This window comes from Shewanella piezotolerans WP3 (assembly GCF_000014885.1).
Taxonomy (GTDB): Bacteria; Pseudomonadota; Gammaproteobacteria; order Enterobacterales; family Shewanellaceae; genus Shewanella; species Shewanella piezotolerans.
Window position 1 is genome coordinate 3,879,165 of sequence record NC_011566.1, and the last position, 13,841, is coordinate 3,893,005.

Genomic DNA, 13,841 nt, shown 5'->3' on the forward strand with positions numbered 1-13,841 from the left:
GGCCATAGTTGTTAATGAAGCAATTGTAAATTGAGTCTATACGTGTTGATAAAGGAAAATCTAATTAAATGAAGGACGCAGTCGCCAGCACGTCTCAGCTAAGTGTATTACAGCAAAAACTGTATTCAGCAAGGCAAGCCCTTGATGATATGAGTGAAGACTACAATGAAAAGCTACAACTACTTTTGCAATTTATCGCGCAATTAAGCATAGCGTGTAAAGGGCAAAATATTGAGCTGGACAACAAGCTCGCCAAACTGCGTCACAAGTTAAGTCGTTTTAACCAAATAGATGAATCCCTAGCAGATCTCGAAGAGGTCGATGGCATATTGAAGCAACAATATGGCCGGGTAATGCAGCAACTAGAAGAAAGCCGCGGCTCCTTATCCAGTATTATCAGCCAAATCCAGCGACTTGATTCTCTTCCTATTAAGCTAAAGAAAGAGATCTCTTATTTTAAAAAAGAGCTAGTAAAACCTTTCCATACCTATTGGGATTACATTCCTAAAGTTGAAAAAATTGTATATTTCTACAATGAGATCCTTAACGAGCAGCTAAAGCTCGGTGACAAATTTGAAGTGTTACCTAAACATCGCCAATCAGCTCAAGAGCTGGCTCAAATGTTGTCGGAAATCGAATTTAGAAAAGAGCAACAAGAGCAGATTTCTTCAATAAAGTTATCGTTAACAGATGAATTCGAACTCGACACGCTATTAAGCGCGTATCAAGTTGTTCTCAGTCTACTGCTCGATAATATCGCTAAAGAGAAAACCGCATCTCAAGAGTTCCTTTACATACTCAACGGCGCCCTAAGCAACGTACGAGAAGTCGTTACCGATTCATACAGCCATTCAGTCAAAAGTTTTCAAGTTGCAAAGAAACTCAACGGCGAGATAAATAGCCAAGTAGATAATATCGATGGTTCTGTGACTGATATCAATGACATCAATCACTTGAAAAACCAAGTAACAGAGCAGTTACTGGCGCTACGAACTGCATTAAGCCGGAAAGAAGCGCTAGAAAATAGAGAGCAGATCCAGTTAAGGCAATCAGTCGATGCACTGCGCCGCGAGCTTAACGAACTGAGTAAAGAAACAGAGAACTATAAAGAACGTCTATTCGAACAGCAAAAGCTAAACTTACTCGATACGCTAACGCAATTGCCAAATCGAGCTGCTTTGCAAGAACGTATGGAAATAGAATACCGCAACTATAAACGCACTAAACAGCCTTTATGGGTTGCTGTCGCGGATATTGATCACTTTAAATCGATTAACGATAGTTTTGGCCACAGTACAGGCGACAAAACGTTGCAAGTCATTGCTATGGCTCTTAAAAACTCTTTAAGAGAAACTGAATTTGTCTCGCGATTTGGGGGGGAAGAATTTGTATTTCTGCTACCAGATGTTAGCGAAAGTGATATCAAACCTTTGCTGAATAGAGTAAGGGAAAAAGTAAAAAGTATTCCCTTTAAGTTTAAAAATCAGAGAATTACAGTTACAGTATCTATAGGCGCAGCACAAATTATTGAAAATGAGCTCATTACAGAAACCTTTGAACGAGCTGACGCAGCGCTGTATAAAGCCAAACATCAAAGCAGAGATAGGGTCATCATTGACTCATAAGCTTTCCCCAGGCGTTTCCCATTCTTAACGCCAGCTATCTTTGAGGGACAGCCAAACTATCACTGCTAAGGAGCTGCTATGATAGTGAAAATAAGTCCTCGAGGAAGCCTAGATCAGCTTTCGCAACTCGAAGTTGACCGTCTCAAACAAAATGCAAAAAGTGAGCTTTACCAGCTCTATCGCAGCTGCTCGCTTGCTGTACTAGCCTCAGGCTTGCAAAGCGATAATGCTAAAGACCTATTTAGCCGATTTTCTGATTTTAACATCAACGTATTAAGGCGAGAGCGTGGCATAAAAATAGAGCTCACCAATCCCCCTTTAGAAGCCTTTGTTGATGGCGAAATTATTGCGGGCATACAGGAACATCTATTTTCAGTTTTACGCGATATTGTCTATATCTATGACAGATATGAGAACTTAAAACATATCAACCTCACCAACGCCAATCACATCACAAACGTTGTGTTCGATATATTACGTAACGCCAGAACCATGCCAATGTTTGATCCTAATATCGTAGTATGTTGGGGAGGGCACAGCATCAACGCCATAGAGTACCAATATACTCGCGAAGTCGGTTACGAGCTCGGTTTACGTAAACTCGACATCTGTACAGGTTGTGGACCAGGTGCAATGGAAGGTCCGATGAAAGGGGCTGCAATTGGCCACGCTAAACAAAGGGTCAACCATGCGAGATATATCGGTTTAACAGAACCTAGTATTATTGCTGCAGAGCCACCAAATCAGATCGTAAACGAGCTGGTTATCTTGCCGGATATTGAAAAGCGTTTAGAAGCATTTGTTAGACTTGGCCATGGCATCATCATTTTTCCTGGCGGTGCAGGCACGGCAGAAGAGTTACTCTATTTACTGGGTATTTTACTGAACAAGCACAATCAAGACATTCCCTTCCCACTGGTGTTAACCGGTCCAAAAGAGAGTGAAGAATATTTCCTTCGTATCGATGAGTTCATTGCAGCAACACTCGGACCAGAAGCACAAAGCAAATATCAAATAGTGATCGATAATCCAGCTGAAGTGGCGCGCATTCAAAAAGAAGCGATGGAAAAAATTAAGGTATTTCGTAAAGATAATGGCGACTCCTATCAATACCAGTGGTCATTAAAAATAGAACCTGAATTTCAGCTACCTTTTGAGCCGACTCATGAGGTGATGAGCAATTTGGATCTACATGAACAATCCAACAAGGCTGAGCTTGCGGCCAATCTAAGAAAAGCATTTTCCGGTATTGTCGCTGGCAACGTCAAAATGGAAACCATTAAGAGAATTGAAGAACAAGGTCCCTTTGAGCTAAAAGGCGAGCCTAAACTCATGGCATTAATGGATCAGCTCCTTAACGCTTTTGTTTCACAACAACGAATGAAGTTACCAGGAAGCGCTTACGTTCCCTGCTACAAAGTAATTAAATGAACAAATTTTTAATTCTAGACGGTATGAATTTAGTGCGGCGCATCCACGCCGCTCAACCTAACGAAGCAGATATAAGTGGACTCAAAGAGCGAGTTCATGGCGCTTGTAAGAAACTATTGAAATTCCACCAACCATCTCATGTAGCAATAGTTTGGGATGGAAACGCGATCTCTTGGCGTAAAGCGTTATATGAAGATTATAAGAAAGGTCGTAAACCCATGCCAGAAGCCTTATCTAACGGCCTCGGTGATATAAAAAGCTACCTTGCTGAACATCATATAGCCTCGTTAGAGGCGGATTCCGAGGCCGATGACGTTATCGCGACCTTAGCCACTAAGCTCGTCAGTATTGGCGGTGAAGCTATCATAGTATCCACCGATAAAGGCTTTTGCCAATTAAAACACCCCAACATTAAACAATGGGATCACTTTAACCAAACCTATATGACAGTTGAAGCAATGGAGCAAAAACTCGGAGTAGAGCACAAGCAGTTTATCGATTACCTCGCACTAGCTGGAGATAGCGGTAATAAGATCCCAGGAGTGCCTGGCATTGGGCCGAAATCAGCCGTTGAATTGTTAAAAATATTTAGATCACTCGCTAACATTTACAGTTCTATCGAACAGGTAGGCTCCAAACAAGCGAAAAAACTCGAAGCAGGCAAACACTTGGCTAGACTGAGTTATAAATTAGTGCAACTTCAATTAGATATGCCGCTTAATGCTAACCTAAAGCAATTTAGACTACCAAAAGCTAATAGCTAACACTTACAACTGTTAACAAAAAGTTGTCTTTTTGCGTTTACCACAATGAGTTTGCATAGTATCGTAGCCAGTAATTGGAATTGCCTCTCAAGGAACCCGAGTACAAATGAAATCCAAAGTCCCCGTAATCATAGGATCTATATTTGTTGCCTATATTGCCTTTGTGGCTGTCATTATGGTCTCTTATGACCCAACTCCAGATGAAATGGATTGGGAAGATAGACAAGCTTACAATCGAGCCCAAATGACAGAACTTGCTATCGGACAGAGTATCGATGAAATAAAAGCTATGTTTGGTAAAGCTGATTTCAGCGAAGCTAAGATCTCAAACCAACAAAATTTGCAGATACTATTTTACCGCACTCATCACAAAGAGTCTGATGGTGAAACAACGAAGGAGGAATGTACTCCTCTACTATTTAAGCAAGGAAGTCTTGTTGCATGGGGTGAAGATACCTATCAGCAATACTTAACTAGCCGAATAGACAGTTTGTAATACCAAGCATTAAAGTTAACATTTCACAGGTAATATATACCCATCCTGCCTGAAAATGCAGGATTTGTGGGAGTTTAATGGGCTTTAGTCACAGGTTCATTGCTCCATGCAGAACCTAAGCACCTACATCTGGCCTCCAGGGATGGAGGGAATGCCTTGAGCATGTCAGGAACATACTAGGCCATGTAGGCGAGGCATTGATTGCAGCTAATGGTCGCTCCCTTGGTAAAATCAATAACACAGAGTAAAGCCCAAGCTTTTTATATAAGAAACGCCCATCGAAGAAGGGGTTGTGCAAGCCCACTTCGTTATTGCGGCAACTTATACCAATTGCATTAAAAGTTTGACCATTCAGCGGGAATTCAAAATGCTGTAGGCAAGTAGTGGGATTTGAGCTAATAGTTATTCTCGGCTCTGGCATCCTGCTTCGCTCTACCTCCTAAATCCATTTAGTCGTATATCCAAATCCTATAATGAAGCATACAACGTTTTGAAACCCGCACTTCGTGAGCACCTCAGTCTTTCCACTTCTGCTTTGCATTGTCTTAAAAGGGAATGACCATTTCTTTACCAAAGCGCTTTGAATTGAAAAGACTGAGGGGGCTCTGAACTGGTCAAATACTTAATGCAATTGGTATTAAAAGGGAATAACCATTTCCACGTTAACGCGCCTAGCATTGAACTAGCACAACACCTCTGAAACGAGCATTTTCAAGCGGGATGGGTAGATACACTCTGACAAGCTCTCAACTAAACTTGTCAGAGTTAGTACCGCTCCTGCGTTAAAGGTGAGGTTTAACGATATTGGCCATCATTTTAATATGGTCATCATTGTCATTTAAAGCCGCAATATACCTAAAACTCTTACCACCAGCCTCTTCAAAAATGAGCCTATTCTCTCCAGCTATCTCTTCTAAGGTTTCTAAACAATCAGCACTGAAAGCCGGACACACTACCGCAATGTCAGTTATGCCATCTTTAGGCAATGACTCCATGGTTGCATCAGTATATGGCATCAACCATTTTGCTTTACCAAAACGAGATTGGAACGTCGTAATATACTGCTCTTCAGTTAGTGCTAGTTTTTCAACCAGCAACCTAGTGGTGATCATACAAAAGCAGTAATAGGGATCACCAAGATGAAGGTTACGCTCGGGCATACCGTGGTATGACAATACTAGTTTTTGTGGTTGTCCATTAAGCTCAAAATCTTTAGATATAGATGCAGCAAGTGCATCTATAAAATCGGGGTTATCGTGGTATGTATTAATAAAATGTAAGGCAGGTAAATATCGCCAAGTCATTAGTTCCTTCGCTATCGCATCAAACGCTGAAGCCGTAGTTGGTGCAGCGTACTGCGGATAGAGCGGTAATACGACTAGTTTATCAATCCCCTCTTTGTGCATATCTTGTAAGGTCGATGCCACAGACGGCTGGCCGTAACGCATGCAGAACCGCACAGAGGCATCCTCTCCAGAACGTTCAAAATGCTCCACTAACTTCTTTGTTTGACGTTTAGTGATGTCCATCAATGGTGAGCCATCTTTTGTCCAAACTTGCTGGTACAGTGCTGCTGATTTGGCAGGCCTCACTCGCAAAATAATACCGTGTAGGATGAGCATCCATACTAACTTTGGAATTTCGACAACACGTGGATCGGCCAAAAACTCTGCCAAATAGCGTCTTACCGCCGATGGTGTCGCTTCGTCTGGCGTCCCCAAATTGACTAGCAACACACCTGTTTTACCGCGTTTTTTATGCCCTTCTTCCTTGGATAACCCAGAAAACTTAGCCAAGAGAACTCCTTAAAAATTTAATGTTGAAATAGAAAGCCGAAACAAGAATAGCAGTGGTATTTTAATACCTAACGCATTTTAGCGTTACTGATACAACGACTACGTTCAGATACATAGAAAGATCAATTTTTTACAATAAAAAGCTGCCAATACAGTATATTGCCAGCTTAGGGTCTGTTGATCTTTCATGGTTGTTTTTACAGCAATTTATTGGCCATTGGATTCGTTTCATTGCTTCTATTACTGCGTTATGAACTCTTCACTTAGCTAACTAAGCGAAGAGCTCAAGCCTTGCACTAGCAGCATTGAATTGAACAAAAACTAAGCTCGAAAGATCCCCCCCCCTAGTCTTTACCATAGGTGTATTACGCTTATCTCTAGTGCCTAACAGCTCAAATCAATAACATTTTGCTGTTAATCAAGATTAAGTGTGACGCCATCCATTGATGATGTACTCGTGGTATCTGAGCTTTGCAGCTTAATCATTAGCCTTAAGTCATTGGGTGAATCAGCATGGTGCAATGCATCAGCGTAGCTAATCTCGCCTTCACTGTATAACTTCAACAATGCCTGATCGAACGTTTGCATCCCCTGCTCGTTAGATTTAGACATGGTTTCTTTTAACGAATGCAGTTCGTTTTTAGCAATCAAGCTCGCCACTCGCGGCGTATTAATGAGTACTTCAATTGCAGCTCTACGCCCGGTTCCATCACTTTTAGGTACCAGTTGCTGCGCCACAATCCCACGTAAGTTAAGCGACAAATCAAATAACAGCTGATGATGCTTACTCTCTGGTACTAGGTGCATAATACGGTCAAGTGCTTGGTTAGCGTTGTTGGCGTGTAGTGTCGCCATACAAAGATGACCCGTTTCAGCAAAAGACAGCGCAAATTCCATTGTCTCTTGGCTACGGATCTCACCAATGAGGATCACATCCGGCGCTTGACGCAGTGAACTTTTAAGCGCCGCATCAAAAGATTCAGTATCAATGCCCACTTCCCGTTGGGTAATAATGCTTTGGCGGTGATCATGAACAAATTCGACAGGATCTTCGATGGTCAGAATATGGCCACGCGCATGTGCATTTCGGTAGCCAACCAGTGCTGCCAGCGATGTCGATTTACCCGTTCCTGTGCCACCCACCATAATGACTAAGCCACGCTTACTCATTACTAAATCTTTCAAGATAGGCGGCAGCATTAAATCATCAACTTCTGGGATTTGAGTTTCAATACGGCGCATTACGCAACCTGGTGCCTCCCTTTGCCAAAAAGCACTGACACGAAACCGGCCTAAATCTTTAGCCGCAAATGCGAAGTTACACTCACGAGATTCATGAAACTCCACTTTTTGCACGTCGGTCATAAGTGACTCAACAAACTCCAATGCTTGTGCAGGGTTAAATGCATTCTCACTAAGAGGGCGTAGTTCACCGTCTATCTTTGCACTCGGGGGGAAACCCGCTGTAATAAACAGATCTGATGCTTTACGATCTATCATGACCTTTAAAAAAGGACGAACATCCATAAGTATTTACCTATTAAAAATTGGTTTGCTTATTTGAACTCTTGAGCAGCGCGTCTTCACGGCTAATTTGGCCGCGATTGACTAAGTTTTGTAAACACTGATCCAATGTTTGCATCCCATGTGCCATCCCCGTTTGAATAGCTGAATACATTTGCGCGACTTTATCTTCTCGGATCAAGTTACGTATTGCTGGTGTGCCCATCATGATCTCATGCGCAGCAACTCGACCACCACCCACTTTTTTGATCAGCGCTTGAGAGATCACCGCTTGCAGTGATTCGGATAGCATAGTCCTTACCATGCCTTTTTCACCTTCAGGGAATACATCGACTACACGGTCAATCGTTTTTGCGGCAGAGGTCGTATGCAAGGTGCCAAATACCAAGTGACCAGTTTCAGCAGCGGTCATTGCCAGTCTAATGGTTTCTAAATCTCGCATTTCACCGACGAGAATAACGTCTGGATCTTCACGTAATGCACTACGCAAAGCAGCATTAAAACTGTGAGTATGACGATGCACTTCTCGTTGGTTGATCAAGCATTGTTTGTTTTGATGTACAAATTCTATCGGGTCTTCAATCGTTAATATGTGGTCGTGTCTATTCTCATTAATGTAATCAACCATTGCAGCCAAGGTGGTGCTTTTACCTGACCCCGTAGGGCCGGTTACCAAAACCAGTCCGCGCGGGAAACTCGATATCTTCTTGAAGATCTCTGGCGCCCCTAACTGTTCTAAACTTAAGATATCGCTTGGAATGGTACGAAATACAGCTGCAGAACCACGAGATTGGTTAAAGGCATTAACACGAAAACGGGCAAGGCCAGGCACTTCAAATGAGAAATCTATCTCTAGATGTTCTTCATAATCTTTGCGCTGCTTATCATTCATAATATCGTACACAAGACTGTGAACACCTTGATGGTCTAAAGCGGGAAGATTTATCTTCCTCACTTCACCATCAACACGGATCATAGGAGAAACCCCCGCAGAAAGGTGTAGATCTGATGCATTGTGCTTTACACTAAAGGCAAGTAACTCTGTGATTTCCATAGTTTGGGATATCCATTCAACCAAAAATATACAACATGACAACAATAACAGACAGACTAGCGCTCGCCCAGCACAGGATTAAACAAGCAGCACAAAATTCTTCACGGAACCCAGCAGGTGTACAACTGTTGGCGGTGAGCAAAACCAAGCCAAATGAGCAGATCATAGAGGCCTATACTGCAGGTCAAAGACGTTTTGGTGAAAACTACGTGCAAGAGGGGGAGGAAAAGGTAAAAAGCCTAAGTCAAGATTACCCCGATATCGAGTGGCACTTCATTGGCCCTTTGCAATCAAACAAAACCAAAATAATTGCAGGCCTTTTTGATTGGATGCACACCGTTGAGCGAGAGAAAATTGCTAGCAGGCTAAATGACCAACGACCTGAACACATGAGCCCACTGAATGTCTGCATTCAAGTCAATATCAGTCAAGAAGCCAGTAAGTCAGGAGTGACTACGGCTGAAATTGCGGCCTTAGCAGAGAAAATCCACTTACTGCCTAATTTAAACTTGCGTGGGTTAATGGCAATCCCATCAGCCAGCGTTGATAATGTCACTGCAATCGCAGAACTTGCCGAGTTACAAAAGCAATATCAGCGTTTGTCAGCTAAATACCCGAGTGTAGACACTTTGTCCGTCGGCATGAGTAATGATCTTGAATTGGCAGTCGCCCATGGATCAACCATGGTACGGATCGGTAGCGCTATATTTGGCGCACGCGATTACCCCAAAAATGGAGCCATTAGCAATCAAGCTCAACGCTTAGATAAATAATGTTTAATAACGACAGGGCTTGTTATTGGGCTACCTTAGCTAAATATTAAGCTTTATACTGGTAATATTTTTCGAGTCGTAGAAATGTGTCGTCCTAACTAGAATAAAAAGAGAACTCAATGTCACAAAAAAATGTCTGTTTTATTGGTGCTGGTAACATGACACGCAGCATCGTAAGTGGTTTAGTGAAAAGTGGTTACTCCCCTAAGCACATTACGGCTGCCAACCCAAGCCAGCCTAAACTTGATGCGCTACAACAAGATTTTGGCATTAACATCACTAACGATAATATAGAAGCCGCAAAATCTGCTGATGTCATCGTATTAGGTGTAAAACCGCACTTAATGGCATTAGTTGGTGAGCAGTTAAGTGATTTAGATCTTTCAAATAAGTTGATAATCACCATCGCTGCAGGTGTAACAGCTAAACGCTATAGTGATTATTTTAAGCAAGAGATCAAATTAATACGCACTATGCCTAATACCCCAACTCAGATAGGTGTAGGCTTAACGGGATTATTTGCGGGGGATGATATTTCTGCCGAAGATAAAACTTTATGCGAAACACTGATGGCAACCGGTGGTGAAGTATTTTGGGTCAACAAAGAAGAAGAGTTAAATCAGGTCATCGCTTTAGCAGGAAGTTCACCTGCATACTTCTTCCTGTTTTTAGAAGCTATGGTTGAAAGTGCCGTTAAGAGTGGCATGGCTGAAGTTAGTGCAAGAGAGATGGCACAACAAGCGGCATTGGGCGCAGCATTAATGGTTAAACAGAACCCAGATTTGAGCTTAACGCAACTAAGAAATAACGTCACTTCAAAAGGCGGCACTACAGCGCAGGCGATCGCCACTTTTGAACAGGGTAATATACGAGGCCTAGTTGATGATGCGATGACAAATTGCATTGCGCGGGCGCAAGAGATGGCAAAGCAATACTAATTTTATTAAACGTGATAAGTAGAGTAAACAGATGAATGCATTTAGTTTTCTAGTAAGTACAGTATTCGATTTATACTTAATGGTGGTCATTTTACGGATCTGGCTACAGCTCGCTCGAGCCGATTTTTATAATCCATTTAGCCAATTTATCGTAAAAGCAACGCACCCTATCGTAGGCCCATTAAGACGTGTTATTCCCTCATTTGGCAACTTTGATACAGCCTCATTTGTACTCGCAATTACAGTCGTGGTTGCCAAATTCGTACTGCTTAGTTTGATGGCTGGCGCTGCGATAGATATAGCAACAATCTTACTCGTTTCACTAGTATCAGTGCTCAAAGAAGCAGGAGTATTGCTGTTTTGGATGCTGATCCTAAGGGCAATATTGAGCTGGGTGAGCCAAGGCCACAATCCTATAGAAATGGTCATGGGGCAATTAACAGAGCCTCTTTTAGCGCCAATACGTCGCATGTTGCCACAAATGGGTGGCTTAGATTTATCACTATTAGTGATGATGATTATTCTGAACTTCCTCAACATCCTACTTGCCCAATACGTACCTTTCTGGGCAAACGTATAGTGGTAGCAGTCTGTATGCAGCAGGGAAACCTGCTGCTTCAACTTTACGTTCAGCCTAAAGCTAGTCGAGATCAGATAGTCGGGCTGCATGGCAACGAGCTAAAAATAGCCATTACCGCACCACCTATTGATGGCAAAGCGAATATTCATCTGGCTAAATATCTTTCTAAAGCATTCAAGGTCCCAAAGGGCGACATTGACATACTTAAAGGCCTCACAGGACGTCATAAGCAAGTGCTTATCTCCTCGCCCAAGGTTATCCCTCCTGAAATACAAAACCTTTTGTAACCTTATACTTATAAGAAGTATAAGGCGTTTACCACACTTAAGTTCTATACTAATAACAAAGCTAATACCTAAGGAAAGCCAATATGCTCCGCTCACTAATAGCCGTTATGCTGCTCAGTCTATGCCTAACCAGTAGCGCATTTGCTGAACAGAAACAAAAAGTCGGCAACTATGATATTCATTATATCGCCCTCAGTAGCACCTTTTTAACTCCCAGCATTGCCAAATCCTACGGCATCAAGCGCAGTAGTTATTCAGGGATCTTAAATATTTCGGTGTTAGATACCAGTGTTGACGGAAATCCAGCGGTACCGGTTGAAATCACTGGCATAGCCAACAACCTGCTCGATGCACGGGTAGAATTGAAGTTCAGGGAGATCCGCGAAGGCGAATCAATCTATTACATCGCTGAAGTGCCTTATCGTGATGATCAAGAGATAAACTTTAACATCGCAGTTAAACATGGTTCTAAACTCAATACGCAGCTTAAGTTCAAACAAAAGTTCTACGTTGAGTAGTCTTGCAGGGGGAGCGATCCCCCACTCTATCTGTCAAGCTTGCAGCTCAGCTGAATGAAGGTGCTATGTGCTAGCAGTGGAAATTGCAATAACCTAATCATCAGCAAGCCAGAAGTTTCATATCCCCAGCCTTATAGCTTTTCAGCCAGATTTAAGTGATGCATTTAATGGCACGGTTCGTTATTATTGCCGCCATATTTTCAGACAGATTGAAGGCCCCCCATGAACCAAATCGTCCTCGCAAGTGGCAACAAAGGTAAGCTCAAAGAATTTTCCGAACTGATGGCCGATTATGGTGTAGAGATCCTCGCCCAAAGTGAATTTAACGTTTCTGAAGTTGCAGAGACGGGAACCACTTTTGTCGAGAACGCCATTATAAAAGCGCGACATGCGGCAGAGATAACGGGTCATGCGGCGATTGCTGATGATTCAGGGCTAGAGGTCGATTTTCTGCAAGGTGCACCAGGGATATATTCTGCGCGCTACGCAGGCGAAGGAGCTAAAGATCAGCAAAATTATACCAAGTTGCTGAAAGCTCTAGATAACCAAACACAACGCAGTGCCCGCTTTCAGTGTGTATTGGTGTATATGCGCCATGCTAAAGATCCTACTCCTATCATTTGCCAAGCATCTTGGGAGGGCAGCATAGGCTTTAGCCCACTTGGTGACAATGGTCATGGCTACGATCCTATATTTATTCCTGCTGAACATAAGTGTAGTGCTGCAGAACTGAGTAGTGATGAGAAGAACTTATTGAGCCACCGTGGTAAAGCGTTGGTTTTACTGATTGAAGCAATGAAGCAACAAGGTATTTTTAGCTAATGTTAACCCTGCCACCATTAAGCTTGTACATTCATATCCCCTGGTGCGTACAGAAGTGCCCATACTGCGACTTTAACTCCCATGGTCAACATGGAGAGCTACCACAGACGGAATATGTCGACGCGCTTATTGCCGACTTAAAACAGGATTTACACTATGTCCAAGGTCGGCAACTACATACCATTTTTATTGGTGGTGGCACCCCCTCTCTGTTTGATGCTGCGCAGATAAAGCGTTTACTCACAGAGGTTGATAAACTGATTAAGTTTAAAGACAACATAGAGATCACCATGGAGGCCAATCCTGGCACCCTAGAACATGATGATTTTGAGGCTTATCAGCGAGCAGGCGTTACACGCTTATCAATTGGAGTTCAGAGTTTTTCCAGTGATAAACTCAATCTGCTTGGTCGTATTCATGATAAAACAGAAGCACAGGTCGCAGCTAAAAAAGCAAAGACATCTGGTTATAACAGCTTTAACCTGGACTTGATGCATGGCCTGCCAAATCAAAGCTTTGATGAGGCACTCGCCGACATAGAAACCGCTGCAGAACTTGCCCCGCCGCACCTGTCTTGGTATCAGCTCACTATCGAGCCTAATACGCTGTTTCACTCCAAACCTCCGCAGCTACCCGATGATGAAAAACTATGGCGGATCTACGAGCAAGGGCAGAAAAGGCTTGCTGAACTAGGTTACGTTCAATATGAGATATCGGCCTATTCGAAAGAAGGGTTCCAGTGTCAACACAACCTTAATTACTGGCAGTTCGGTGATTACTTAGGTATAGGCTGTGGTGCGCACGGAAAAATTACTCAACTCAAGCACAACAAAATACTGCGAACGGTAAAAATTAAACACCCAAAAGGTTACCTAGCAGCAAGTGACTACACCTCTGATACCACTATTGTAGAAGAGGAAGACAGACCGCTGGAATACCTAATGAATCGTTTGAGGTTGATGACTCCAATCCCTAAGGAAGAGTTTGAACAAAGAACTGGCTTGGAGCGAAGTGTTATTTCTCAAGGAATCGAACAAGCTTGTGCTAAAGGGCTTATGACACAAAGCCAAGAGCATTGGCAACTCACCCCTAGAGGGCATATGTTTGTAAATGACTTATTGTCACAATTCTTATAAAGCATTGAATATATTCGTCATTACTAAACAAAACAGCTCAACAGAAACATTTTCTAACACTTAGATCAAAAAATTAACTCTAGGCTTCTTTAGGATA

At 42.6% G+C, this 13,841-nt stretch carries 14 protein-coding genes; 11 read left to right on the plus strand and 3 right to left on the minus strand.

The genetic code is table 11. The features are described 5' to 3' along the window. Positions 1 to 68: 68 nt before the first annotated feature. The 4 genes from SWP_RS16330 to SWP_RS16345 all read left to right on the plus strand — a co-directional run bounded on the left by SWP_RS16330 (position 69) and on the right by SWP_RS16345 (position 4,316). A complete protein-coding gene (locus SWP_RS16330) occupies positions 69 to 1,625 on the plus strand; it encodes a GGDEF domain-containing protein (protein WP_020913698.1) in 1,557 nt (518 codons plus the stop codon). A gap of 78 nt (positions 1,626 to 1,703) precedes the next feature. Further along, positions 1,704 to 3,056 carry a nucleotide 5'-monophosphate nucleosidase PpnN gene (gene ppnN / locus SWP_RS16335; RefSeq protein WP_020913699.1) on the plus strand — a complete coding sequence of 451 codons (1,353 nt, stop codon included), beginning with the start codon at positions 1,704 to 1,706 and terminating at the stop codon, positions 3,054 to 3,056. Further along, entirely contained in the window at positions 3,053 to 3,820 is a 768-nt protein-coding gene (xni, locus tag SWP_RS16340) for a flap endonuclease Xni (protein ID WP_020913700.1), read from the plus strand. Before ppnN ends, xni begins: the two co-directional genes overlap by 4 nt. Before the next feature lie 106 nt (positions 3,821 to 3,926). Beyond that, positions 3,927 to 4,316, plus strand: coding sequence for a DUF3192 domain-containing protein (locus SWP_RS16345; protein ID WP_020913701.1), 390 nt, complete (start codon positions 3,927 to 3,929; stop codon positions 4,314 to 4,316). A gap of 782 nt (positions 4,317 to 5,098) precedes the next feature. On the opposite strand, the gene hemH is transcribed toward SWP_RS16345, so the two are convergent. The 3 genes from hemH to SWP_RS16360 form a co-directional block, all read right to left on the minus strand. Continuing rightward, positions 5,099 to 6,112, minus strand: a complete 1,014-nt coding sequence (gene hemH, locus SWP_RS16350; protein WP_020913702.1) for a ferrochelatase — start codon at positions 6,110 to 6,112, stop codon at positions 5,099 to 5,101. A 414-nt stretch (positions 6,113 to 6,526) separates the two neighbouring features. Further along, complete coding sequence (locus SWP_RS16355) at positions 6,527 to 7,639, minus strand: PilT/PilU family type 4a pilus ATPase (RefSeq protein WP_020913703.1); 1,113 nt, start codon at positions 7,637 to 7,639, stop codon at positions 6,527 to 6,529. 13 nt (positions 7,640 to 7,652) lie between these two features. Next, positions 7,653 to 8,690, minus strand: coding sequence for a type IV pilus twitching motility protein PilT (locus SWP_RS16360; RefSeq protein WP_044556009.1), 1,038 nt, complete (start codon positions 8,688 to 8,690; stop codon positions 7,653 to 7,655). A gap of 35 nt (positions 8,691 to 8,725) precedes the next feature. On the opposite strand from SWP_RS16360, the gene SWP_RS16365 reads away from it, so the two are divergent. The 7 genes from SWP_RS16365 (at position 8,726) to hemW (ending at position 13,744) form a co-directional block, all read left to right on the plus strand. Further along, positions 8,726 to 9,463 carry a YggS family pyridoxal phosphate-dependent enzyme gene (locus tag SWP_RS16365; RefSeq protein WP_044556010.1) on the plus strand — a complete coding sequence of 246 codons (738 nt, stop codon included), beginning with the start codon at positions 8,726 to 8,728 and terminating at the stop codon, positions 9,461 to 9,463. A gap of 119 nt (positions 9,464 to 9,582) precedes the next feature. Further along, positions 9,583 to 10,401, plus strand: a complete 819-nt coding sequence (gene proC, locus SWP_RS16370; protein ID WP_020913706.1) for a pyrroline-5-carboxylate reductase — start codon at positions 9,583 to 9,585, stop codon at positions 10,399 to 10,401. A 31-nt stretch (positions 10,402 to 10,432) separates the two neighbouring features. Next, complete coding sequence (locus tag SWP_RS16375; RefSeq protein WP_020913707.1) at positions 10,433 to 10,981, plus strand: YggT family protein; 549 nt, start codon at positions 10,433 to 10,435, stop codon at positions 10,979 to 10,981. Beyond that, a complete protein-coding gene (yggU, locus tag SWP_RS16380; RefSeq protein ID WP_143711207.1) occupies positions 10,981 to 11,268 on the plus strand; it encodes a DUF167 family protein YggU in 288 nt (95 codons plus the stop codon). Before SWP_RS16375 ends, yggU begins: the two co-directional genes overlap by 1 nt. A gap of 83 nt (positions 11,269 to 11,351) precedes the next feature. Next, positions 11,352 to 11,786, plus strand: coding sequence for a DUF4426 domain-containing protein (locus SWP_RS16385; RefSeq protein WP_020913709.1), 435 nt, complete (start codon positions 11,352 to 11,354; stop codon positions 11,784 to 11,786). 222 nt (positions 11,787 to 12,008) lie between these two features. Further along, on the plus strand, positions 12,009 to 12,608 hold the full coding sequence (rdgB, locus tag SWP_RS16390) for an RdgB/HAM1 family non-canonical purine NTP pyrophosphatase (protein WP_020913710.1): 600 nt from the start codon (positions 12,009 to 12,011) through the stop codon (positions 12,606 to 12,608). Continuing rightward, positions 12,608 to 13,744, plus strand: coding sequence for a radical SAM family heme chaperone HemW (hemW, locus tag SWP_RS16395; protein ID WP_020913711.1), 1,137 nt, complete (start codon positions 12,608 to 12,610; stop codon positions 13,742 to 13,744). Before rdgB ends, hemW begins: the two co-directional genes overlap by 1 nt. Positions 13,745 to 13,841 lie beyond the last annotated feature (97 nt).